Genomic DNA, 23,339 nt, shown 5'->3' on the forward strand with positions numbered 1-23,339 from the left:
GATATTCGAATGATCAGGCGGCGGTGATCAGCGCGCCCTGGCGGATCTCGGCGTCTCCACGCTCGATATGCTCGATCTCGCCGCTGTTCACCTTGTCGAGATACGCCTTGAACCAGGCGATGGCCGACTTCTCGATGAATTCGTGGGCATACTGGTCCACGGGGTCGATCCCGGCCTTTTGCAGATCACCCTTGGGGCAGCCGCCGATCTTGGCCACGAACACCGCATGGCAGTCGTTGATGGCGCGGATCACGGTTTCCAGGCTGTCCTCGTCGCCATAGCCGCCCTGGCAATAGAGGTCGACGCGGCGGTGACCGACGAACTTCGCGCCGGCGGTGGAGAGTTCATAAACCTGGAACTCCTTCGCATGGCCGAAATGTTCATTGATGAGTCCCGAGCCCTTGGTCGCGACCGCCACCAGCAGCTTGATGTCGCTCTGCTCGCCGGCGAGCGTCGTCAGCTCTTCCTGCTTGGCAGCCACCTTGGCGACGCGCTCTTCCTCCACCATGGCCTGATAGGCCTTGCGGCTGTCCAGGTCGTAATTGACCTCCATGGCCATGATCTTGTCGGTGGTGAACTCGGCGCTGCGGTCCTCGCCCAGCAGGCCCACAGCATCGGCGCGGCACTGGCGGCAATGGCGCATCATATTCATCTCGCCCTCGCAGCTGTCCTGCAGGGCCTTCAGCTCTTGAGCCGTGGGGCCGCGCTGGCCGGTGAGGCCGAACACGGTGCCGTGCTCGGGCGCCGAGATCAGCGGCATGATGTTGTGCAGGAAGGCGCCGCGCGACTTCACGGCCTTGTTTACCTCGACCAGGTGCTTATCGTTGATGCCCGGGATCATCACCGAGTTGACCTTGCACAGGATGCCGCGCTCGGTCAGCATTTCCAGGCCCAGCAACTGGCGGTCGGTGAGCAGCTTGGCAGCTTCCACGCCGGTATAACGCTTGTGCTTCCAGAACACCCAGGGATAGATCTTCGCACCGATCTCGGGGTCCACCATGTTGATGGTGATGGTGACGTGATCGACGTTGAAGCCGGCGATGGTGTCCACGTGGTCGGGCAGGGTGAGCCCGTTGGTGGAGAGGCAGAGCTTGATATCGGGCGCGGTCTTCGAGATCAGCTCGAAGGTCTTGAAGGTCTTCTCCGGATTGGCGAGCGGATCACCGGGGCCGGCGATACCGAGCACCGTCATCTGCGGGATGGTGGAGGCGACCGCGAGCACCTTCTTGGCGGCCTGTTCGGGGGTCAGCTTCTCGCTCACCACGCCGGGACGGGATTCATTGGCGCAGTCGTATTTGCGATTGCAGTAATTGCACTGGATGTTGCATGCGGGCGCCACGGCCACGTGCATGCGGGCGTAATGGTGGTGGGCTTCCTCGCTGTAGCAGGGATGGTTCTTGACCTTCTCCCAGATTTCCGTCGGCAGGTCGCCCTGGCCGGCGGCGGAGCCGCAGCTGGCCTTGCCGCTGCCGCCCGACGTGCCGCAGCCCTTGTGCTCCGCAATCGCCTGCATGACTTCGCTGACATTCGCGACGCTTCCGGCCGACGCGCCTTCGTGCTCTGCTAATGCGTGCATGTCCGTTCCCCGTTGCTGGCCAAATTTCAAAAATGTCCTGGGGAGATACGAGCAACTCGCGTGCCACCGCCTGAAAATACATGAATTTGAGCAATATCAATTTCTTGCTCGCCATCCTGCTCTGTCGCCTTGCGAACATGTGTCGACGAAAGCTTTGGCGGTATGTTGGAAAGATTACAGATATCGCGGCGCGGTGCGGCGGCCCTGTTGGGCCGATGAGCCCTTCAAAAACACATCGGAGCGCCGAGGCGCTCCGATGGACAGGATGCGAAAGGGGAGGCAGATCAACCGCGCAAAATCTCCACGGCGCGCTCCAGCGGCAAGGCGATCGGTGTCAGGCCCTGGGAGATGAAAAAGCGCGTCTCGTTCTTAGACAGGGCCTGCGGCTCGACGATCGCAAAATGCTGCGATCCCGAACGCTTGGAAATCTGGCGCGCGTAGGTCCGCAACAGCTGGTCGTTGAAGCGGCAGCCGATGAACAGGAAGGTGCGTTGCGTGCGGCGATCCTTCACGACGTCCGGAATCGGCGTCTGAATGTCGATTTCCGTCAGGACTTCCACATAATCCGCGTCGGAAATCAGGAAGTTCTTCGCCGGCGCGATAGAGCCGTGCGGCTTGTAGAGCAGCGTCGTCCAGCCGGGAGCCGCTGTGCGCTCGGTTTCCGCACCCGAGGCATCGTAGAAGCGATACCAGCGGTCTTCGCCAATACCGGCGCGGGTGATGCCCTGCACCTCGCCCCAGTCGGAGCGGTCCGACAGAGCCGTGCGCATGGCGCCGTCATACCAGGTGTCGACGATCATCGGCAGGCGCAGGGTTGCGAGATAGCGATGCAAAGCGGTGGGCTCGACCGGCGGGCTGAAGGCTTCGTTCATCAGCGCCGTGACGGTGGAGCGGTGCTTCATGCTCTCGATGTGCTGGGCGGAGGCCCAGGCATTGCCCTTGGCGCGCCGCGGGAGCGCCACCTTGGTGGCGAAGAAGGCCGCCAATGCCTCTGGATTCATGGGAATGGCGGGCTTTGACAGCTCCGTCAGGCCCGGTCCGAGATAGGGGACGACCAAGCCGGCCCGCATCTGCTCGGCCACCTTGGTCAGCACCGCCTCGGCATCGACGGCGCTGGCGAAATCCATATGGGGAATAGGGGCGTTCATCGACGTTCAACCTTCTTCGCCACGCTTGCGCGCGTTGATGGTGATCGGCAGCGTGGTGCCTTCCGCCATTTCGGGCAGATCGAGCACCCAGCCGTTCGCGATCTTGATCCAGCCGCCCCAGAGCGTCTCGTGTTCGGTCTCGACGATCGGCTCCTCAAGGTCCTTCTTGGGCACATAGATGGACAGGCCGGTCTCGGGCGAGCGGCGGATCATGATCTTCATAATAAAGCTCCGTGAACTGGGGACGTGTATTCCGGTGTAGGCCTGCCGCTTCATTGTCAGTTGGGTGACAATGTCCGGAGTTTCGTGATGATCTCGGGCAGCACCTGCAAAACCCGGTCAACGTCATCGACCGTATTTTCACGCGAGAACGAAAAGCGGATGGCGCCGCGCAGGGCGCTCGCCGGCACGCCCATGGCGCGCAGCACATGCGAGGGCTCCATGGAGCCGGACGAGCATGCCGATCCCAGCGAGGCGGCGATGCCGGCGCGGTTGAGATGATGGAGGATGGCTTCGCCTTCGAGATGCTCGAAGGCGATGTTGGATGTATTGGGCAAGCGGTTGTCGCGGTCGCCGAGGACCAGGCAGTGGCCGATCTGCTGCACCGCATTGTGCTCCAGCCGGTTGCGCAGATCGCTTACTTGGCCGGGTGCCGCGGTGAGATGGGCACGGGCGAGTTCCGCCGCTTTGCCGAGCCCGATAATGCCCGGCACATTCTCCGTGCCGCCGCGGCGCCGCCGCTCCTGCGGGCCGCCGCGCACCAAGGGAGTGAATTTCGTGCCCTTGCGCACATAAAGCGCGCCGATGCCCTTTGGGCCGTGCAGCTTGTGCCCGGAAAGCGAGAGCATATCGACCTGCGTCGCCTGGAGGTCCACAGGAACCTTGCCGACCGCCTGCACGGCGTCGGTGTGGAACAAGGCGCCGGCGGCGTGGGCGAGCTCGGCGAGATGCGCGACCGGGAACAAGGTTCCGGTCTCGTTGTTCGCCCACATCACGGAGGCCAGCGCCGTGCGCGGCCCGAGCGCGTCGCGATAGGCGTTCATGTCCAGCCGGCCGCTGGCGTCGACGCCGATGATGTGGACCTTGATCCCCCGCGTCACCTGAAGATGTTCGACGAGGGCAAGCACCGCGGGATGCTCGACCGCCGAGGTGACGATCTCGTCGCGTCCCTCCTGCGCCTCGAGTGCGGACAGGATGGCCGTGTTGTCGGACTCCGTGCCGCCCGAGGTGAAGACGATCTCATGGTCGAAAGCCGCCCCCAGCAGGGCCTGGAGGCTCTTGCGGGCGGCCTTCAGGCCGGTGGCGACATCGCTGCCGAAGGCGTGGGCCGAGGAGGCATTGCCGAACTGCTCGGTAAAATACGGCAACATCGCCGCGACCACGGCCGGGTCCGTGCGTGTTGTCGCATTGTTATCGAGATAGATCGGCACCGCATGTCTCTTTCAGTGCCGTGCCTTCGCCGCGCCGGCCACCGGCACGATGCGCACCAGTTCGCCGAGGCGCTCGACCACCTTGGACTGGATGCCTTCCAGCGTCATGCTGGCCAGCTTGCAGAACACGCAGGCACCTGTGAGCCGCACCATCACCTTGTTGCCCTCGATACCCAGCAGCTCGCAATCGCCGCCGTCGCGTTGCAGGTTCGGGCGAATGTCCTCGATCACCGCCTTGATGATCCGCACGCGCTCGCTGTCCTCGGCGGGGGAGGCCTGCACATTCTCGGTTTCGGCCAGCATGATAATCTCCTGAAGAAGAATTCGGCGGAAGCGGGCATGCGCGTTGGGCGACGCGCATGCCCGCATGTGGATGAAAGAGTTCAGCCGAAGGATTTGCCGCAGGAGCAGCTAGATTTGGCGTTGGGATTCTCGAAGGTGAAGCCCGAGCCTTCCAGCGCCACCACGAAGTCGATGGTGGTGCCAGCCAGATATTCGTGGCTCTTATTGTCCACGAACACCTTGACGCCATTGCGCTCGATCACGGTGTCGTCCGGGTCGCCCTCGGCCACAAGGCCCATCTGATATTTGTAGCCGGCGCAGCCGCCCGCTTCGACCTGGATGCGCAAGCCGCTGGCGGGCTCCGCGGCCGAGGTCATCGCCGTCCGCACCGCATTCACAGCACTATCCGTCAGATTGATCATTGTCCGCCCTCACTGATTGGACCTGTCTGAGATGATTTCAGCAAGTCCCGTGCCATCCGGTAAGGGGTTGAATTGCAACGATATTGTTGACTTGATCCTGTGTGGTTTGCGACGCGTGTCGCCTTTGCGACAGGCCGCGCGGCGTCCGAAAGCGGACGTGCTTTGCCGGCGTCCGGATGGTGCCGGTGCGGTCCTTGCGCAGGCGCGCGTCAGGCCGCGTGGCCGAGTTCGATGCCTCGGAAAATCGCGCAACGCTCGAACACCTCGATCGTCGGCGGCACGCGCTTGTGGCGGCAATATTTCGCCACCAGCTTCGCCAGCCCCTTGATGTCGCGTCCCGTGGTGGCCGGAAACCGGTCCACCAGCGCATCGAGCAGCGGTGTGCCGAGGGAGAGGCCGAACTGGTCGCTCATCACGCCCCAAATCCGGCGCCGCGCGGCGCTGTCGGGCGCGTGAAACTTGATGAGGGCGATGCAGCGCGAGACAATCGCCTCGTCGATATCGTCGATGCGATTGGTGGTCAGGAACAGCAATCCGTTGAAATATTCCAGCACCCGCAAGAACACGCCAACCACGGCATTCATGGCGATGTCGTCTTCCCGTCGCTTGATGTAGACATCGGCTTCGTCGATCAGCATCACCGCGCCCCAGCGCTGCGCGCGGGTCAGCGTATCCTTCAGCGCGCTCTCCATGGCCGCCGCGTTCAAGCCCAATTGGCCGGAATGCACGCGGTAGAGCGGACGCTGGATGATCTCGGCATAGACTTCTGCGGTGAGGGTTTTGCCGACCCCGGGCGGACCCGCGCACAGCACGGTGGTGCCGCCGGACTTTCCCGCCACGATATCATCCATGAGCACATCCATCTCGGCGGTCAGGATGTCGATGAGGTCGGTCTGTTCCTCCGGCAGAACCAGCTTTTCCTTCAAGTTCGGCTGGTAGGCATAGGGCTCCATGTCATCCGCATGCACCCACAGATAATGGTGCAGGTCGAGATGAAACATGAGGATATAGGGATGGATCGGGATCCGGCTGAACAGGCCCGGGCGGATCGCTGCCTTCGATTCCTCCACCTCCTCCTCGGCGTCGTAGAGATTGCTCTTCGCCGCCTTGCGCAGATATTGGCCGAGAATGTCGCCGGTGACCTCAAGCGTCAGGGCACGGGCGGTGAGAATGCTTTCATCGTTTACCAGCCGCGCGGCTCCCCCGCCGGAGGACAACACCACCACATCCTTGCGCGACCAGTCGGTATCGCGATGGGAGGAATTTGGGTCGTCGGTGTAGAAGCCCGTGCCCCGGCCGGAGAATTGGGCGCCATAGCGCCCGCGCCAGGCGAAATAGCGCGTCTCGGTCTCCTCATAGGCGGCGATCAGTTCCGGGGTTTCCTTCAGGAATCCCTTGGCGGCGAAGATTTCCGCCACTGTCTTTCCTGCGATATCGCCGCCGGAAATGCGCAGCGTGGTGGAAGTGATGCTCCCCTTCGCATTGGCCTTCAACTCGACGAAGACGCGTCCGGTCTCATCATTGGAAGGTGGCGTGTAGTCGAGGCGGGTCACCACATAGGGCAGGGGCCGGCTGGCGACGCTGGCGGTGAACATCCAGCCGTGGATCGCCTCGCCGATCAGATAGCGGGCGATGGCCGGCACGACGGATTCCAGGTCGTTCGCAGCAAACCTGACACTTTTGTCGCTGAACGCCCGTTGCAGGGTCGCGATCTGCGCCGCGCGCGTCTGCATCTGCGGGCCTGCGCCGCGGTACAGGTGCTGGAGGAAGTCCAGCTCGACCTCGGAAAGATGGGTGAAGGCGACCTCGATCTTCTCGCCGAAGCGCAACTGCTCCGTGAGCGGCGCCAAGGCTGGAAAACGCGTGACCATCGCCTCGATATAGGGACGTTCGATTTGCAGCTTCATCGCCATGTGTCGGTTTGAAGGGGCGCGCAGACGCGGAGCTCTTTCGCATGCACGGTTCACGCCAGCAGGGAAGCGGCAGGCTATTTGCATCGGTGGTCCCGGTTGGCGCTTTTGCGCCGGAAATGTCTTTGAAACCCGGGGATTCATCCATGACGACGCTTGAGAAGACGATCACGATCGAGGAGACCGCGCTGGCCCGGCTTGATCGGGAGGGACGGCTGCTCAATGCGGTTCTCAAGGCGCCGACGAAGAAGCCGGGCCGCTTCGGCTTCCGTGGCGACATCGCGCTGAAGTTCCAGGCCCAGGTCGCGGACGAAAAGCGCCCGCCGGATTTCTCCATCGAGCAGGTTCTGACCGTCGTCCAGGCGGGCGAACCCACCATTCCGATCCTGGTGGGCTATATCCATTCCTTCGCTTATCTCTCGGTCGCCGCCGAGGTGCTGAAGGGATTGCTGAGCCCGAGCGGGACCTATTTCATTTTCGCCAACAACATTGATCTTCTGGCCAAATACAAGGTCGTGATCGACGGCATCACCTTCTTCGTCCTGCCGTGCGATGAATCGACGGTGTGGAAAGAGATGATGGACCTGATGAGCATCGACAAGAACGATGTGAAGAAGCTCGACACGGCCGGTAAGCTCGATCACCTGCTCGATGCGGCCATCGGCTTCAACGAGGCCTATACGCCGATCACCTTCGAGGAAGGCGTCGCCCGCATGGAGCCGGTGAAGAACCGCAACGAGAACCGGCCCGTCTGACGGGCCGGCGTTTCTTCACGCCTGCGCTTCGTCGGCGACCGCGTCGTCCTCCTCCGCGTCATCCTCCTCCACGAGGGTGACGCCGGTCACGCAGATGTCGTTGTCGAGGATAGCCAGCGCCACGGGAATGAGGCTCTTGCCCTTGCAGGGGCCATCCACGCAGGTGCCGGTGCCCAGCTCGAACAGGGCGCCGTGCTTTCCGCACATGAGGCGGATGCCATTCGGGTCGAGGAACTGGTTGCGCTCCCAGTCGAGATTCACCCCATCATGGGGGCATTTGTTGACATAGCCGAACACCTGGCGCCCCCATCGGACAACAATGATGGGCCAGGGCTTGGGTTCGCCGTTCTCCCCGATGATCATCAGATGAAAGCCGGCCGCCCGCTGGCTCGGAATGTCGCTCATGCTACAGATGGCGTAGGCCACGTTCTCGTCCATGTTGCGCTCGCTCATGAAGAAATCCCCGGTATCTGCAGGTTTGCGTGCAGGTTCCCCCGCGCGTCCCCAGGCAGGCCCTGTGCCGGCCGCGCCTTCGGGAGCAGCAGGCGGTTGGCGGCGAGCGAGAATTCCTGCCACGCCGCCGCGATATCCCGCAGAATGGCCTGCTCATAAGCCTTCGATAATTGATGCTCGTCAGGAAAATTCGATAAGGCGCAGGATGTACGGTTGAAGGCGATCACATCGCCCATCAGCGACTGCATGAAGGCGCCGAACGGCTCCTGGATCAACGGCGTCAGGCTGGATCGTCCGCGCTCCACACGCGCCGCGGCGAGATCGAAGGGCAGTTCGCCCAGTTTCACCAGCGCCTCGGCAAAGGTTGCCTCCGCAGCGGCGAGGATCGCCCGCTGGGTGATCTGTTCGCGCTGCTGGGTCGTGAGCGCCTGGGTCAGGCGCCGACGATAATCATCGAACGCGACGTCCCCTTGAAGCGCCACCCAGGCGCGCCAGGCGGCGAGCGCGGGTTCGTCTCCCCTGCCGTCGCCATCCTGAGAGAAAGTTCCATCGAGCCGGGTCTCTTGGGTGGCCCAGGCGTGGGTCAGAGCCCGCTCGATGCGCCGGGCGGCATCCAGCGCCCCTTCCAGATAGCCGGCGCCCTGCGCGGCCGTCTCCGAGCCCCCGATGTGCAGCCGGCCGCCCCACAGTGGGCGACGCAGAAGCGGATTGCCGGTGTCGGAATGGGTGCCGGTGGTTGCGTCCCGGTCGCGGGCGCTGCATGTGAAGGGCTCGCTCGCCCAATCCTGGCAATATTGCGTGCCGCCCTCCGCGGCCGCGCCGAACACTTGCACCAACTGATTGTCCATCAGCATGGGCAGGCCGATGCTGAAGGCTTGGCGCAATTGCGGCGTCAGGGCCAGAAAGCCGCCGAGCGCGGCCTTTTCCGCCGTGCCGTCGCAAGCATCGAACACTTCGCCGATGACCGCCTGTTCGTGGGTGACGAAGGCGTTGCCGGAGATCCCGGCGTCCCGCCAGAAGGCCCTGGGATAGGCGACCATCACCTTCGCTCGGGCCGCCATCCAGGTTTCGGTTCCCCGCATGGCATCGCGGACCGCCGCGCTGAGCTCCGGCTCGAACTGGATGCTTTCCTCCAGCAGGCGGGGTGGAAGGGCAAGGACCACGTGGCGCGCCTCCAGTGAGACCGTATGATCGCCAACGCGAAAGGCGAGGGCGACATGATCGCCCCGATCCGTCACGCGGGTCAGCACATGGCCGAGATAGGTCCGCGCCGACGGCAGATCTTGGGCCAGCGCGTCCACCAGCAGTCCTATGCCCCCTTCCAGGCGGCGGGCGTCGCCATGAACCTGACGATTCGTAATTTCCTCCGTGCGCTTGTCCGGGTCGCGCAGGTGCAGCACCACGCCTTCGTCATGCTGCGGAATATGGGCGAGGCAGGTCTCCGCGATGAGGCCGGTGACCAATGGCTGGCTCTGCGGCCAGAACCACGTGGGGCCAAGGTCGAGCGGAAGACCGCTCGTTGCGTCCTCAACCGTCAGGATGCGGCCGCCGAGCCGCGGGCGCGCCTCGAAGAGCGCGGCCGGCCGGCCGTGTCGGGAAAGGCTCCGCGCCAGGGCGAGGCCGCATAGCCCGCCTCCGATAATCGCCGTGTCCAGCATGGGCTGCCTACATCTGTTCGTCTCGCCGGAACATCCCTGCAAGATTCGCGCAAATTTCCCGCAGATAGGCACGCGATCGGCAGGTTCTGCCAGTCCACGCGGATGCGGGGGCAATTGGCACAGAAATTGATCTGTCGTTTCTCAACCCGCCATTGTTTGGAGACTGACATGAACGTTGCAGAAGAATTTGCCCAAACCTCCCTGGAAGAGCTGAAGGCGCTTCTTGCCGGCGGAACCTTGACCATCTATTCGGTCGCCCGGCCCCTCACCGCGGACCGGCCGGTGGAGCGCAGCGGCATCCTGACCACCTTCACCTTCGCCACCCCGGCGTTCGGCCCCGAGGCGGAAGGCGAGGAAACGCCTTTGTTCGTCGCGAGTTCGGTGCCGGCCGTTACGGTCGGGACGCCTGGCTTCGCGCGTGCGCGCACGGCGGACGGCAAGGTGGTGGCTGACTTCTCGGCCGGGCCTGGAAATCGCGAGATCAAGTTCGCGGAGGTGTCCTGCTCGGTGGGCGCCCCGGTGCGGATCGCCCATTTCAAATTCATCGCCGAGGGCGGCTGGCCGGAGCGGCCGGACTATTACGATGCGCGGCCCCAGCCGGGCTATGCGATGCCGCGCGTACTGTGACGGAAGCGGTGAGATAAGGCAGCACCGGGCGCGGGGGTCCGGTGTCTAATTCGCGACAGTGGGTCGGCTTTCCGACAGGGAGATCAAGTGCATGAGCTCGGAAAATCCTGAAGGACTTGTAACCACCGAATGGCTTGCAGCGCATCTTGCGGATCCGGATGTTCGGATCCTGGACTGCACTTGGCACCACACCAGCACAAATCTTGACGGGCGCACGCAATATCGCGGGCGTCACCTTCCCGGCTCGGTTCATTTTGATATTGATCACGTAGCGGATACATCGAGCCCGCTGCCGCACATGCTGCCGAGCGCCTCGGACTTCGCCAAGAAGGTGGGGCTTATGGGCGTGGGACCCGGCGATCGCGTCGTGGTCTATGATCGTTTGTATGGCGGCTCCGCGGCTGGTCGTGCCTGGTGGATGTTCCGCGTGTTCGGCCATGACAATGTGGCGATGCTCGACGGCGGATTCGCCAAATGGGTCAAGGAGAAGCTGCCGACCGAGATGTCGCCGGTCCGCCCCGAGCCGCGCGCATTCGAAGCCCGATTCCGGCCGGAACTGGTGCGCAGCATGGGCCAGATCCAGGACAACCTGCTCAGTGGAGCAGAACAGCTTATTGACGCGCGCGGCCCGGCGAAATTCGACGGAACGCAGGAAGATGTCTTCCCGGTGAAGAAGCTGGGCCATATCCCCAATGCCATCAACATTCCCTGGGCCGATCTGATCCATCCCGAGACCGGAGCCCTGCTGGGGCGCGAGGCCCTTGCGGCGCGGTTCGCCGCCGCGGGAATAGATCTCAGCCGGCCGATCGTCACCACCTGCGCCTCGGGGATCTCATCCTGCGTGCTCGCGCTCGGCTTGCATGTGATCGGCCATCCCTCGGCCGCCGTCTATGACGGCTCCTGGGCGGAATGGGGCGGCGCCGAGGACACGCCTGCGGCCGTGGCCGCATGAAAGTCGCGGCCAGAAGGAGGTCAAGCGCATGAGCGAGCAGACGATCGCGGCCGATATCATCCTGGAGGGCGAGGAATATCAGCTTTGCGCGGGCGGGGATGGCGCGTCCTTCGTGTTGCGGTTCAAGACCGAGCACATGGTTGCCCATCTCGCCGGAGACGACGCGGCCCGCTTCCAGAGCGATTTCGACACGGTGCAGCAGCAGTTCCCCGGCTGGAAGGCCGACCAGGCCCTGGCCCAGCTCTGGGATCAGGGTGGCTACAGCTGGCTTGCGACAGAAGAGGAAGGCAGATCATGACCACCCTCATCAAGACCACACAGGATGGACGGAAGCTGGAGGTGATCGGCCTCGCCATCTGTCTCGACGGCGCGCTTGAGGCCTTCGAGCTGATCGAGGTGAAGGATCATCCGAACCGGCGCGCGATCCTCGCTGCGGTACCAGAGGCCACCCACGTCGCCGGGCGCCTGCCCCTGACCCGCGAGGAGGCCGATAAGGTGGTGGCGGCATTCGCCGAAGCCGAGGCGGAAATTCTCGCGAGTCCAGCTGCCATCAACGAGCGCTTCCGCATCGCCGCCATGTGGAAGGCGCGCGAACAGGGCATCGAATAAGTTCGTTTGAAACAACGCGCGAATGAAACGGCCGCGGTCATGCATCCGAGTGGTGTGATGGCCGTGGCCGATGGCGTTCAAGTATCTTAGGAAGAACGGAATATCGGCGCCGGATCGGCGCGACTCCGCCCCGCCTTGGTACATGACGCCACCCGTCAATCGACAGTGATGAACCGGCATGTCACGCAACCGCCGGCTCGCGTCTCGCCGGCGGTTGCGTGCATTTCCTGCGGTGGCAGCTCAGGCGGCTTCCGCCTTCTCCGCGCCATGGGTCTGGCAATTGGTCGGGCAGACGCGCGCGCAGGCGCCGCAGCCGATGCAGGCCCCATCGTCGTTCATGACCATGATCTTCTTCTCGACTTCATCATCCTCATCGTCATCGAGGCTGATGAATTCGCCCTCTTCATTGATGCCTTTCAGGGTCATCACATCGCGGCCGCAGACCTTGTAGCAGCGACCGCAGCCGATGCACTTCTTAGCGTCGATGGCCAGGAGATATTCCGGCTGCCAGGCGCGGCCGTCGCGGGTTGCGTTTGACATGATGCTCTCGACTTTCAAATGAGACCAACGGCGCCGTTCCTTGACCGGCGCCGCGAGCGATTGCGTTGAGCCGCGCAGGCATCGCGCAAGGCGGATGCGCGCCGGTAGTATCAGGCGGCCTCAAGTGCCTTCAGCTGGGCGCGTTTCTGCTCCAGTTCGGCGAAGGCCTCGTGGGCCCGCTTGGCGACTTCCGGGATGGTCTCCCAGCTGATCGGCAGTTCCTCGGACAGATCATGCAAATCCATCTTGGCTGCCGTCGCTTTCGCCGACAGCTTCTTGATTTCAGCTTTCAAGCTTTCCAGGTCACTCATGGATCACCTCAATATTTCGCGACGGCTTCGAACTTCTCGATCATTTCGATGCCGGCATTGACGTGCTTCTGACCCTCCTCGGCCAATTTCGCGAGGGAATCGAAGCCAAAGCGGTGCACGTCGCGCAATTGCTTGTTCACCACGATCAGCCGGCCGCCGATCAGCACCATGCGGCCGAAGCCTTCATGGCTCATCTTCATCATGGGAGTGATCATCACGCCGGTTGCCTTCTCGATGGAGAGGCAGACAGCATTGAAGAACAGCTCCATGCGCCAGAGCGTGTCGGGATCGGGATCGCCGATGATCGGCAGGGCGCGGCGCGCCTCCTTGTCAAGAATATAGGGTTCCAGCAGGGCGAGATCGGCCTTGCTGTCCCACGCGCCATGAGAATCCTGCGCGCGCCAGACCTTGATCAATTCCTTGATGAAGGGGGCTTCGGCAGCGGTGGTCGGGGCGAGTTCTGCAGTTTCGGCCATGTGATCCTCATTCATCAAAGTCGAAGGTGCGTTCCTGGCCCTTGGACAGGGCCTTGCGCAGCCAGGGAGGAGGATTGCCCTTCAGCACATCCTCCAGCTTCACGAGAAGGTCGGAGATGTCCTCCGGCTGGTTCACCTTCATGGGATGGATGTTGTTCGCCACGACGCGCGCCGCGCCGGACCCGCCGATGGCCGCGACATAGAGGATGGCGCAATCCTTGATCGCCTCGATCTTCGGACCGAGCTTGTCCTCATTGCCATCTTCTTTGAGGTCGCCATCAAACTGGATGGCCTCGAGAAACTGATGCCCTTGGGGACCGATTTCATAGATCGCGATGTTCTTGGCCCAGCCAAAATGAGCATCGACACGCTTCAGATCCTGGGTGGCGAAGGCGATTTTCATGGGATCTTCCTTTCCTCGTCTCGCATCAATGCGCCGCGGCGGCATGGCCGGCGGCGTGGCCTTCGCCGCGCCAGGTATCGGGCGTGGGTTCGTGATTTTCCTCGTGGTCGGCAATAATGAGATTGCTGATGGCGAAGATCGTGTCGCGCGTGCCGCGATAACCAACGCTCAGCTGATGCCCGGCGCCGAGTCTGTCGAACATGGGCATGCCGGCGCGATAGAAGGGGATGTGCAGACGCTCGGCCGCCTGTCGGCCGTGGGAATGCGTCACCAGGAGGTCGCACCCGCGCGTCTTCGCAAGGGTTTCCAGATCCTCCAGATCACCGATCAGCACCTCCTCCGCCTCGACCCGGCAAAGAACGGGCGACTGGGTGGTGGTGACGGCCGCCGTCACATGGGCGCCCAGCTCATGCAGCATGGAGCTGAAATCGAACAGCAGGTCGGGTTCCGCGCCGATGGCGAGCTTGCGGCCGCCGATGTGGAAATGGGCGTCCAGCATGGCGTCGACCAATTGGCCCCGCTGGCGGCGATATTTCAGCGGGACAGGCCGGCCACTGATCTCGCTGAGGAAAGAGACGAACGCATCGTTCGGACCAAGGCCGCACAGGCGTTCGAACACCCGGAACGGGGTCCCGGTCTTCTTGTGCATGGCTTCGGCTGCGAGCTGCATCTGGGCGCCAATGGCGATAGTCCAGCTCGCCTGGCCCATGGTTGCGACTTCATCCACGCCGATGCCGCCGATGGTGGTCGGAGTGAACTCATCGGGGATGTGCCCGTCGAGCGAGCCTCCGAGGTCCGGCAGGAACGAGGGCTCCAGGCCGAAATCCTCAAGGATGGTGCGCACTTCCTCGATATCGCCTGGCGTGAGATGGCACCCGGGCAGAACGTTCACCCGCGCCGCATCGCGGCGGGCGGCATTGGCGGGCGTCTCCACCAGCACTTCCACCATGCGGGCCACGGTCTTTTCCCAGCCGTCCTGGAACGCGTCCTTGAAGTCGGGCGTCGAGACATAGACCATCGGCAGGTTGGCCACTTCCGGATGGTTCTGCCGGATCAGCTTGATGTACCCCTCCACGTCATCGCCCTTGGTCTCGGTGACGCCGGTGGAGCAGATGCCGATGATCTCCGGCTTGGTGCGCTTATGGATGTTCAGCACCGCCTGCTCGACGTTCTCATAGCCCCCGAGCACCGTGGCCACCTCGCTCATGGCGGTGGTCTGCATCGGGATCGCTTCCTTGAAATGCCGCACGAACAGCACCAGGCCGAACGAGGTGCAGCCCTGGGAGCCGTGCAGGAGCGGCATGGCGCCGCGCAGCCCCATGAAGGCGAGCGCGCCGCCGATCGGCTGGCTCATCTTCAGCGGATTGACCGCGCAGGCCTTCTTGCCGAGTGTGACCGTGGCCATGGCGCCGCCTATTCCGCAGCCTGGAGAGCAGGGACAGCCGTCATGGCGACGGCTGCGAGGATGTCGTCGATGCGTTCGGAGCAGGCCCCGCAGCCGCCGGACGCGTGGGTGTGGGTGCGCACACCCTCCACGTCGGTCAGTCCATGGACGGCGATCGCATCCTCGATGGTGCCGAGATCGACCGACTTGCAGTTACAGATCTTCTTCGCGCGGCGCGCGGCTTCGGCGGCCACCGGATCCGCCGCCAGCGCGGCGGCTTCCGCATCCATCTGCGCCATGGCCACGGCTTGCCAATTGGTGCCGGCGACTTCCCAGGGCGCCGCCTTGCGCACCTGTTCCCAGATGGGATTGTAAAGCGCCTTGTCGATCTCCTCGACCAGCTTCACCATGCCCACATAGCCCATATAGGCGTGGTGGCGCTCCTGGTTGATGTCGAGCCAGGGCATGGACGCCTTCAGCGCTATGAATTGCGAGCGACCGCCCGAGAGCATGATGTCCGCCTTCGCGTCCTTCAGCATTTTGTACATTTCGCGCGGCGTCATGTCGTCGATCATGTGGGCGTCCTGGCCCATCAATTCCTTGATGCGTTCCTTGTCTTCCTTGGTGGACTTCTTCACCGAGGTGCCCACCAGCTCAAGGCCGGCTTCCTGCAGCGCCGCCACGACCGACCATGATTTCACGCCGCCCGTGATGAGCAGAACCTTTTTGCCCCTGAAGCGGGGCTTGTAGGAGGCGATCGCGGCCCAGGCCTTGGCCTCCTCACGGGCGATCACCGCCTCGGTGCGGGTCATCAATTCCTCGGGCGCGCCGCGCTCGATCAGCAGGCGGGCGATTTCGCGCAAGGAGTCGCTGGAATCCTCAATGCCGTAGAAAGAGCCCTCGAAGAAGGGAATACCGTAGCGTTCCTCCATCTTGCGGGCAACATTGATCATGGCCTTGGAGCACACCATCATCGCCGCCTTGGCGCGATGGGAATAGGCCACTTCTTTGTAGCGCCCGTCGCCGGAGATGCTGGAGAAGATGCGGATGCCCAGCTCATCGAGCAGCGGCTTCACCTGCCACAACTCGCCGGCCAGGTTGTATTCGCCGATGATGTTGAGGTCATAAGGGGTGGTATATTCGGGTTCCTCGGTGCCGATGACATGCTCCAGCAGGGCTTCGCCCGCGAGCTTGTTGCCGAGATTCTTGGGGCCGACGAAGCCTGGGGAATTCACCGGAATGACCGGCTTGCCGAATTTCTCTTTCGCCGCCTTGCACACCGCATTGATATCGTCGCCGATCATCGCGGGCACGCAGGTCTGATAGACGAACACCGCGGGGGGGTCGTATTTCTCGATGACCTCGCGGATCGCCTTGAACAGACGCTTCTCGCCGCCGAACACGACATCGGTCTCGTTGATGTCGGTGGTGAAGCCGGTGCGCCAGATGTTGGAACCGGAGGATTTGGCCCCGCGATTGTCCCAGCTGTTACCTTCGCATGCGATCGGGCCGTGGATGAGATGAGCAACGTCAGTCAGCGGCTGGAGCGCGATCTTCGCGCCGTCGAACGCACAGCCGCCGGCGGCGCCGCCGGGTTGCAATTGCTTGGTGCAGCCCTTCTTGCGCTCGGCCTCGGACTTGTTGGCATTCTTGCCGCAGCCGGGTTCGTTGAAGACGTCCTGGATCGTGGCCGATAACGACGACATGCGCATCTCCTGTCCATGGAACGGATATGAAATGAACCAAATAATCGGGTCGTAAATACTTTCATTGGATGTGCCCCACCGCCCATTCGGGTGGTGGGGCAGGCTTGTGGAACCGCCGATCAGCGGATGATGTCGAAGCTGTAGTCGGTCTTCGAGGGGACGTTGGTGTTCTTGTCGATTTCGTCGAAGATCTTATCCAGGATCCAGACCAGCACGTTCATGCCACCCTGATAGCCCCACACCGGGTAGCGATGGTGGTGGTGGCGATCGAAGATCGGGAAGCCGATGCGGATCAGCGGCGTACCCGTGTCGCGCTCCAGATACTTGCCGTAGGTGTTGCCGATCAGGAAATCCACCGGATCCGTGAACAGCAGCGAGCGCATGTGCCAGAGATCCTTGCCGGGATAGACATGGCAGTTCTGGCCGAAGGGCGAGGAGTCAAACAGGGCCTGGACCTTTTCCGCCCATTGCTTGCTGCCGTTGGTGGCGAGCACATGGGTGGGTTCGGCGCCGAGCTCCAGCAGGAAGGCGGCGAGACCGAGGCACAAGTCCGGATCGCCGTAGATGGCGAACTTCTTGCCATGGATGTGCGCGCTGGAATCGGCGATGGCGTCCACCAGGCGACCGCGCTCGCGCGCCAGTTCCTCGGGGATTTCCTTGCCGATGATGCGGGACACCGCCATCAGGAAGGCGTCGGTGCCGGCCACCCCGATGGGATGGTTGAAGGCGACCACTTCCTGGCCGTGGGATTGAATGAAGGGCAAGGTCTTCTCGGTGCAATATTCCTGCATCGAGATGGTGGCCTTCGCGTGGAGCGCGTTGGCCGCCTCCTCCAGCGTGGTGCCGCCGTCATACATGCGGAACTCGCCGTCGGTGGGGGTGTCCCACACGTCGCTATTGTCGCCGAGGATGGTGTAGTCGGCGCCCATGATGCCGAGCAGCCGCTTGACTTCACGCAGGTTGCCGACGGTATAGCCGTCGAAGCCGCCGATGAAGTTGATCTTCTCGTTCGGCACCCGCTCCAGCACCGGCGCGGTGCGGGCCTTGCCGTCCCAGAAATGCTCGAAAATGCCCTTCATGACATTGTCGTAGCCGGTGACGTGGCTTCCGACGAAGGCCGGGGTGTGCGCGAAGGGCACATCATATTCGGCCGGCACGGAGCCTTTTTCCTTCGCCGTCTTGATGAAGGCGTTGAGGTCGTCGCCGATGACTTCCGCCATGCAGGTGGTGGACACCGCGATCATCTTCGGCTTGTACATCGCATAGGTATTCGCGAGGCCGTCGATCATGTTGTTGAGGCCGCCGAACACCGCGGCGTCTTCCGTCATGGACGAGGAGACGCAGGAGCTGGGCTCTTTGAAGTGGCGGGAGAAATGGCTGCGATAATAGGCGACGCAGCCCTGCGAACCGTGGACGAAGGGGATGGTGCCCTCGAACCCGACCGCGGCGAACACGGCGCCGAGCGGCTGGCAGGCCTTCGCGGGGTTCACGGTCAGCGCTTCGCGAGCGAAGTTCTTCTCGCGATACTCAGGGGTCTTGGCCCATTCCCGAACGCGCTCCACTTCGGCCGGATCGCGTGGGTTCTCGAACATCTTCTTCTTGTTCGCCAGCATCTGCTGGTATTCCGGGCCGCGGAACAGCTCGAGATGGTCGAGCACGTGATCGGCATTTTGAGTCATGGTGGTGTCCTCTTGAAATGTCATGTCCCGATCTGGGGTCCCGGCGCCTTCCGCGAACGGGGCGCCGGGACGCGGTTAAGCTATTCCGCTGCCATCAGGGTGGGCTTGGGCACCGCTTTCCACGGGGCCTTCGTCATCTTCCAGACGGGGGAATTGATCGCCATGTCCATGTCGCGCGCGAAGATCGCGAAACCGTCATAGCCGTGGTAGGGGCCGGAATAGTCCCAGGAGTGCATCTGGCGGAACGGCACGCCCATCTTCTGGAACACGTACTTTTCCTTAATGCCCGAGCCGACCAGATCCGGCTGGATCTTCTCGACGAACTTCTCGAACTCGTAGCCCGTCACGTCGTCATAGATCAGCGTGCCGTCCTTCACATAATGCTGGGCGGTGCGCTGGTAGTCGTCGTTGTGGCCAAATTCATAGCCGGTGCCGACCACTTCCATGCCGAGGTCTTCGTAGGCGCCGATGACGTGACGCGGGCGAAGGCCGCCGACGAACAGCATCACGGTCTTGCCTTCCAGGCGCGGACGATACTTCGCGATCACCGCATCCATCAGCGGCTGGTACTTGGCGATCACGCGCTCGGCGCCTTCCTTGATCTTGTCGTCGAAATAGCTGGCAATCTTGCGCAGCGATTCCGCGATCTTGGAGGGGCCAAAGAAGTTATACTCGCACCAAGGAATACCGTACTTTTCTTCCATGTGACGCGAGATATAGTTCATGGAGCGGTAGCAGTGCAGGACGTTGAGCTTGGCCTTGGGGGTGGCCTCAAGCTCCGCCAGCGAGCCGTCGCCGGACCATTGGGCGATCACGCGCAGGCCCATTTCCTCGAGCAGGATGCGTGAGGACCAGGCGTCGCCTCCGATGTTATAGTCGCCGATGATCGCGACGTCGTAAGCCGTCGGCTCGAAACGCGGGGTGGCGTCGGCCGGGATCTTGTCGAACACCCAGTCCCGGATCGCGTCGTTGGCGATATGGTGGCCGAGCGACTGCGACACGCCGCGGAAGCCTTCGCAACGCACGGGGACGATGGTCTTGCCTTCGTATTCCTTCGACTTGGCCTTGGAGACCGCCTCGATGTCGTCGCCGATCAAGCCGATCGGGCATTCCGACTGAACCGTGATGCCATTGTTCAGCGGGAACAGTTCCTGGATTTCGTCCATGATCTTGGCGAGCTTCTTGTCGCCGCCGAAGACGATGTCCTTTTCCTGGAAGTCGGACGTGAACTGCATCGTCACGAAGGTATCGATACCGGTCGTTCCGATATAATAATTGCGGCGCGCCGCCCAGGAATACTGGCCGCAGCCGACCGGGCCGTGGCTGATGTGGATCATGTCCTTGATCGGCCCCCAGACCACACCCTTCGAACCGGCATAGGCGCAGCCGCGGATGGTCATCACGCCGGGAACCGACTTCAGATTGGACTTCACGCCGCAATCGGACTTGCCGGATTCGTGGACATTGAGGTGCTTGGCGCGCCTCTTGGCGGTCTTCTCCGGGTAGACCTGCAGGACTTCGGTGATCAGCTCTTTGTTGCGAGCCTTGATTTCCTCAATGCTCTGTGTCTTTGCCAGGCTCATTTCGCTATCCTCGCTTAACCCCAGTTTTCGTGGCGGAAAACCAGCCCCTCACGAAAAGGGGCTGGGATTTGCTTTGAAAAGCCTCAGGCGGACATTGCAGCCAGTTCGGCGGCGGTCTTGCCGACGACGGTTTCGTCCACGGCCTTCATGATGCCGTGCTCCATGAGCATGTCTTCCAGCTCGTCCATGGTGATCGGGGTCGGGATGATGCCCTTGCCGCCGTTCGCATGGATCTTCGTGGCCAGCGAGCGATAATGGCCCGCCTGCACCGAGTCCGGAGCGTATTCGAGCACGGTCATGCGGCGCAGCTCGGCGTGCTGCACGATGTTGTCGCGCGGCACGAAGTAGATCAGATGCGTGCCGAGCTTCTTCGCCATGGCTTCCGCCAGTTCCAGCTCCTTGTCGGTCTGGCGCTCGTTGCAGACGAGCCCGCCCAACCGCACGCCGCCGGAATTGGCGTATTTGAGAATGCCCTTGGAGATGTTGTTGGCCGCGTACATGGCCATCATCTCGCCGGACATGACGATGTAGATTTCCTGGGCCTTGTTCTCGCGGATGGGCATGGCAAAACCGCCGCACACCACGTCGCCGAGCACGTCGTAGGACACATAGTCGATGTCCTCGTAGGCGCCGTTCTCTTCCAGGAAGTTGATGGAGGTGATGACGCCGCGACCGGCGCAGCCGACGCCGGGCTCGGGGCCGCCGGACTCCACGCAACGGATGTCGCGGTAGCCGACCTTCATCACTTCCTCGAGTTCCAGATCCTCGACGCTGCCGGCGGCAGCCGCGAGGCTGAGGATGGTGTCCTGCGCCTTGGCGTGCAGGATCAGACGCGTGGAATCCGCCTTGGGATCGCAGCCGACGATGAGGATCTTGTGTCCCATCTCGGCGAGCGCCGCCAGCGTATTCTGGGAGGTGGTCGACTTGCCGATGCCCCCCTTACCGTAAAATGCGATTTGTCGTAGTGACGACATGTGCTTCTCCTGCGAACTGGTTGCTTTGTCACGCCAAGGGCGTGAGCCGCTCATTTCCGAACTCGTCAGCCCTGCTTCGCGAAACGGAGGGGACGTTGCTTGTCCAGGTCATCGGCGTGAGCCAGCAACCAGTCGCCGTGCGCTGAATAGGTTTTGCAACTCCCGTGCCAAGGGTTTTGCTTTAACAAAATCCAGAGAAAACAACGGATTACGCGGCGCCGCAGCGCCATTTCAGAGTTGTTTCAAATCCGACATCCATGCAGGCCACCCGACATCCTTGGAGATGCCGCGACGAAGTCCCAGGCGGGCGCGAAACCTGATCTTTCGGATGCGCTTGCACGGGGTGGCGCCCGCAACGGGCGGCAGGCCGGATTTGGCCCCGGATGTGCGTGGCCTCCCGCAGTGTGCGAGTGGGCGGGTGCTGCCGATCGCCTTGCGCTTGCCGAGGTCGCCATACGCGTCGGACATCGGCCTGTAGCAGACGCGACACCCTGTCGGGCGCGCGACAGGGGCTCGCGGGTTCTATTGGAATTTATCCAATTAAATCAGCGAAAATCTGTGTGGCACAGGGCTTGCGTGGGCGATCTGGCGAGATGTCACGGGGACATCGTACGCGCGCTCTGGAGTCACGTAGATGGCCTACAAGATCGTCGCCTCGCAATGCACGGTATGTGGTGCATGCGAATTTGAATGCCCCAATGCGGCCATTCGCCTGAAGAACGACATGTACATTATCGACCCCAAGAAATGCACGGAATGCGAGGGCAGCTTCGAGACGCCCCAATGCGCCGCGGTTTGCCCGGTCGCAGACACCTGCGTTCCCGCCTGAGGCGATGAGATCCCACTCCGGGCGGGCGACCGCGCCGGACCCGTGCCGAACGGCGCCGCCGCCGACGGAGCCCGCGATTAAGGGCTCCCTCGGGAGCGCACGCGCCGCCTGTAACCGTGAGGGGAGTGACTGAATGGCCGCCGTACAAGAGACAGTCGAGCAGGTCCGCCGCATCGACGTCGAACAATACAAGTACGGGTTCGTCACCGACATCGAATCCGAGAAGGCGCCGAAAGGTCTTTCGGAAGATATCGTTCGCTTCATCTCCGCGAAGAAGAATGAGCCGGCCTGGATGCTGGAATGGCGCTTGGATGCCTATCGCCGATGGCTCACCATGCGTGAGCCGGACTGGGCGCGCGTCAGCTATCCGAAGATTGATTACCAGGATCTCTATTATTATTCCGCGCCAAAGAAGAAGCCGGAACTCGCTTCCCTCGATGAGGTGGATCCGGAAATTCTGAAAACCTACGAAAAGCTTGGAATCCCCTTGCGCGAGCAGGAATTGCTGGCCGGCGTCGTGCGGCCCGAGGGGGAGCGGCGCATCGCGGTGGACGCAGTATTCGACAGTGTCTCGGTGGCGACGACGTTCCAGAAAGAATTGCAGGAAGCCGGCGTGATATTCATGCCCATTTCAGAGGCATTGCGTGAATATCCCGAGCTTGTGCGTAAGTATCTCGGCAGCGTGGTGCCGACCTCGGACAATTATTTCGCGACCTTGAATTCCGCCGTCTTCTCGGATGGCTCCTTCGTCTATGTGCCGCCAGGGGTGCGCTGCCCCATGGAACTCTCCACCTATTTCCGCATCAATGAGCGCAACACGGGGCAGTTCGAGCGCACGTTGATCATCGCCGACAAGGGCGCATATGTGAGCTATCTGGAAGGCTGCACCGCGCCCCAACGGGACGAGAACCAGCTCCATGCCGCCGTGGTCGAACTTGTCGCCATGGATGACGCCGAAATCAAGTACTCGACCGTCCAGAACTGGTATCCAGGCAATGCCGAGGGCGTCGGTGGCATCTATAATTTCGTCACCAAGCGCGGCGATTGCCGGGGCGACAATTCCAAGATCTCGTGGACCCAGGTGGAGACCGGATCCGCCATCACGTGGAAATACCCAAGCTGCATCTTGCGCGGGGATAATTCCAGCGGTGAATTCTATTCGATCGCAATATCCAACGGCCATCAGCAGGTGGATTCAGGCACGAAGATGATCCACCTCGGCAAGAATACGTCGAGCCGCATCATCTCCAAGGGTATTGCGGCCGGGGTATCCCAGAACACCTATCGCGGCCAGGTCACGGCACATCGCAAGGCTGCCGGCGCGCGCAATTTCACCGCGTGCGACTCTCTGCTGATCGGCGACATGTGCGGGGCCCACACTGTGCCTTACATCGAGGCGCGCAATCCGACGGCTGTGTTCGAGCACGAGGCGACCACCTCGAAGATCTCCGAAGACGTGTTGTTCTACTGTATTCAGCGCGGCCTCTCCCAGGAAGAAGCGGTTGGATTGGTTGTGAACGGCTTCGTGAAGGATGTGCTCCAGCAGCTTCCCATGGAGTTCGCCGTGGAGGCCCAGAAACTGATCTCCATCTCGCTCGAAGGCAGCGTCGGTTAGGCGCTCGGCACGAAACC

The 23,339-nt window shown here is 62.5% G+C and carries 25 protein-coding genes; 7 read left to right on the forward strand and 18 right to left on the reverse strand.

The genetic code is table 11. The features are described 5' to 3' along the window. Positions 1 to 13: 13 nt before the first annotated feature. The 7 genes from nifB to V5F78_RS05265 all read right to left on the reverse strand — a co-directional run bounded on the left by nifB (position 14) and on the right by V5F78_RS05265 (position 6,765). Positions 14 to 1,576, reverse strand: coding sequence for a nitrogenase cofactor biosynthesis protein NifB (nifB, locus tag V5F78_RS05235; RefSeq protein WP_394065993.1), 1,563 nt, complete (start codon positions 1,574 to 1,576; stop codon positions 14 to 16). A gap of 284 nt (positions 1,577 to 1,860) precedes the next feature. After that, positions 1,861 to 2,724, reverse strand: coding sequence for an SIR2 family NAD-dependent protein deacylase (locus V5F78_RS05240; protein ID WP_394065992.1), 864 nt, complete (start codon positions 2,722 to 2,724; stop codon positions 1,861 to 1,863). A 6-nt stretch (positions 2,725 to 2,730) separates the two neighbouring features. Then, positions 2,731 to 2,946 (reverse strand): putative nitrogen fixation protein NifT, encoded by a 216-nt coding sequence (nifT, locus tag V5F78_RS05245; protein WP_394065991.1) that lies wholly within the window; start codon positions 2,944 to 2,946, stop codon positions 2,731 to 2,733. A 56-nt stretch (positions 2,947 to 3,002) separates the two neighbouring features. Further along, positions 3,003 to 4,154 carry a cysteine desulfurase NifS gene (nifS, locus tag V5F78_RS05250; protein WP_394065990.1) on the reverse strand — a complete coding sequence of 384 codons (1,152 nt, stop codon included), beginning with the start codon at positions 4,152 to 4,154 and terminating at the stop codon, positions 3,003 to 3,005. A 12-nt stretch (positions 4,155 to 4,166) separates the two neighbouring features. Beyond that, a complete protein-coding gene (locus V5F78_RS05255) occupies positions 4,167 to 4,457 on the reverse strand; it encodes a NifU family protein (RefSeq protein ID WP_394065989.1) in 291 nt (96 codons plus the stop codon). 80 nt (positions 4,458 to 4,537) lie between these two features. Continuing rightward, on the reverse strand, positions 4,538 to 4,858 hold the full coding sequence (locus V5F78_RS05260; protein ID WP_348844637.1) for a HesB/IscA family protein: 321 nt from the start codon (positions 4,856 to 4,858) through the stop codon (positions 4,538 to 4,540). Positions 4,859 to 5,067: 209 nt separating this feature from the next. After that, complete coding sequence (locus tag V5F78_RS05265) at positions 5,068 to 6,765, reverse strand: AAA family ATPase (protein WP_394065988.1); 1,698 nt, start codon at positions 6,763 to 6,765, stop codon at positions 5,068 to 5,070. Between the two features lie 149 nt (positions 6,766 to 6,914). Between V5F78_RS05265 and V5F78_RS05270 the strand changes: the two genes are divergently transcribed. Beyond that, a complete protein-coding gene (locus tag V5F78_RS05270) occupies positions 6,915 to 7,523 on the forward strand; it encodes a hypothetical protein (protein ID WP_394065987.1) in 609 nt (202 codons plus the stop codon). A gap of 15 nt (positions 7,524 to 7,538) precedes the next feature. Here V5F78_RS05270 and V5F78_RS05275 read toward each other — a convergent pair whose 3' ends face one another. Together V5F78_RS05275 and V5F78_RS05280 are read right to left on the reverse strand one after the other, a co-directional pair. Beyond that, positions 7,539 to 7,961 (reverse strand): Rieske (2Fe-2S) protein, encoded by a 423-nt coding sequence (locus V5F78_RS05275; protein WP_394066866.1) that lies wholly within the window; start codon positions 7,959 to 7,961, stop codon positions 7,539 to 7,541. A gap of 11 nt (positions 7,962 to 7,972) precedes the next feature. After that, positions 7,973 to 9,634, reverse strand: a complete 1,662-nt coding sequence (locus V5F78_RS05280) for a flavin monoamine oxidase family protein (protein WP_394065986.1) — start codon at positions 9,632 to 9,634, stop codon at positions 7,973 to 7,975. A gap of 168 nt (positions 9,635 to 9,802) precedes the next feature. On the opposite strand from V5F78_RS05280, the gene V5F78_RS05285 reads away from it, so the two are divergent. The 4 genes from V5F78_RS05285 to V5F78_RS05300 all read left to right on the forward strand — a co-directional run bounded on the left by V5F78_RS05285 (position 9,803) and on the right by V5F78_RS05300 (position 11,822). After that, a complete protein-coding gene (locus V5F78_RS05285; protein ID WP_394065985.1) occupies positions 9,803 to 10,261 on the forward strand; it encodes a hypothetical protein in 459 nt (152 codons plus the stop codon). A 91-nt stretch (positions 10,262 to 10,352) separates the two neighbouring features. Next, positions 10,353 to 11,213, forward strand: coding sequence for a sulfurtransferase (locus tag V5F78_RS05290; protein ID WP_394065984.1), 861 nt, complete (start codon positions 10,353 to 10,355; stop codon positions 11,211 to 11,213). Between the two features lie 28 nt (positions 11,214 to 11,241). Further along, positions 11,242 to 11,511: a hypothetical protein gene (locus tag V5F78_RS05295; protein ID WP_394065983.1), complete on the forward strand. Its 270-nt coding sequence runs from the start codon at positions 11,242 to 11,244 to the stop codon at positions 11,509 to 11,511. Continuing rightward, the gene (locus V5F78_RS05300; RefSeq protein ID WP_394066865.1) at positions 11,505 to 11,822 is read left to right on the forward strand and encodes a hypothetical protein; all 318 of its coding nucleotides are present in this window, start codon (positions 11,505 to 11,507) and stop codon (positions 11,820 to 11,822) included. The genes V5F78_RS05295 and V5F78_RS05300 overlap by 7 nt, the downstream gene beginning before the upstream one ends. A 240-nt stretch (positions 11,823 to 12,062) precedes the next feature. On the opposite strand, the gene fdxB is transcribed toward V5F78_RS05300, so the two are convergent. The 9 genes from fdxB to nifH all read right to left on the reverse strand — a co-directional run bounded on the left by fdxB (position 12,063) and on the right by nifH (position 20,878). Next, positions 12,063 to 12,362, reverse strand: coding sequence for a ferredoxin III, nif-specific (gene fdxB, locus V5F78_RS05305; RefSeq protein ID WP_394065982.1), 300 nt, complete (start codon positions 12,360 to 12,362; stop codon positions 12,063 to 12,065). A 110-nt stretch (positions 12,363 to 12,472) separates the two neighbouring features. Then, positions 12,473 to 12,673: a CCE_0567 family metalloprotein gene (locus V5F78_RS05310; RefSeq protein ID WP_394046599.1), complete on the reverse strand. Its 201-nt coding sequence runs from the start codon at positions 12,671 to 12,673 to the stop codon at positions 12,473 to 12,475. Positions 12,674 to 12,681: 8 nt separating this feature from the next. Next, the gene (locus tag V5F78_RS05315) at positions 12,682 to 13,149 is read right to left on the reverse strand and encodes a NifX-associated nitrogen fixation protein (RefSeq protein WP_394065981.1); all 468 of its coding nucleotides are present in this window, start codon (positions 13,147 to 13,149) and stop codon (positions 12,682 to 12,684) included. A 7-nt stretch (positions 13,150 to 13,156) separates the two neighbouring features. Then, complete coding sequence (nifX, locus tag V5F78_RS05320; protein WP_394065980.1) at positions 13,157 to 13,552, reverse strand: nitrogen fixation protein NifX; 396 nt, start codon at positions 13,550 to 13,552, stop codon at positions 13,157 to 13,159. A gap of 25 nt (positions 13,553 to 13,577) precedes the next feature. Beyond that, a complete protein-coding gene (nifN, locus tag V5F78_RS05325) occupies positions 13,578 to 14,957 on the reverse strand; it encodes a nitrogenase iron-molybdenum cofactor biosynthesis protein NifN (RefSeq protein ID WP_394065979.1) in 1,380 nt (459 codons plus the stop codon). 8 nt (positions 14,958 to 14,965) lie between these two features. Beyond that, positions 14,966 to 16,642 (reverse strand): nitrogenase iron-molybdenum cofactor biosynthesis protein NifE, encoded by a 1,677-nt coding sequence (gene nifE, locus V5F78_RS05330; protein ID WP_394065978.1) that lies wholly within the window; start codon positions 16,640 to 16,642, stop codon positions 14,966 to 14,968. A gap of 119 nt (positions 16,643 to 16,761) precedes the next feature. Beyond that, positions 16,762 to 18,321: a nitrogenase molybdenum-iron protein subunit beta gene (nifK, locus tag V5F78_RS05335; RefSeq protein ID WP_394065977.1), complete on the reverse strand. Its 1,560-nt coding sequence runs from the start codon at positions 18,319 to 18,321 to the stop codon at positions 16,762 to 16,764. Positions 18,322 to 18,401: 80 nt separating this feature from the next. Further along, positions 18,402 to 19,904 carry a nitrogenase molybdenum-iron protein alpha chain gene (gene nifD / locus V5F78_RS05340; protein ID WP_394065976.1) on the reverse strand — a complete coding sequence of 501 codons (1,503 nt, stop codon included), beginning with the start codon at positions 19,902 to 19,904 and terminating at the stop codon, positions 18,402 to 18,404. A gap of 83 nt (positions 19,905 to 19,987) precedes the next feature. Further along, positions 19,988 to 20,878, reverse strand: coding sequence for a nitrogenase iron protein (gene nifH / locus V5F78_RS05345; RefSeq protein WP_394065975.1), 891 nt, complete (start codon positions 20,876 to 20,878; stop codon positions 19,988 to 19,990). 634 nt (positions 20,879 to 21,512) lie between these two features. Between nifH and V5F78_RS05350 the strand changes: the two genes are divergently transcribed. Then, entirely contained in the window at positions 21,513 to 21,707 is a 195-nt protein-coding gene (locus tag V5F78_RS05350; RefSeq protein ID WP_348844653.1) for a 4Fe-4S dicluster domain-containing protein, read from the forward strand. Positions 21,708 to 21,840: 133 nt separating this feature from the next. Further along, the gene (sufB, locus tag V5F78_RS05355) at positions 21,841 to 23,322 is read left to right on the forward strand and encodes a Fe-S cluster assembly protein SufB (RefSeq protein WP_394065974.1); all 1,482 of its coding nucleotides are present in this window, start codon (positions 21,841 to 21,843) and stop codon (positions 23,320 to 23,322) included. Positions 23,323 to 23,339 lie beyond the last annotated feature (17 nt).

Origin of the sequence: Roseixanthobacter glucoisosaccharinicivorans, from assembly GCF_043195095.2 — a bacterium.
GTDB lineage: Bacteria > Pseudomonadota > Alphaproteobacteria > Rhizobiales > Xanthobacteraceae > NCEH01.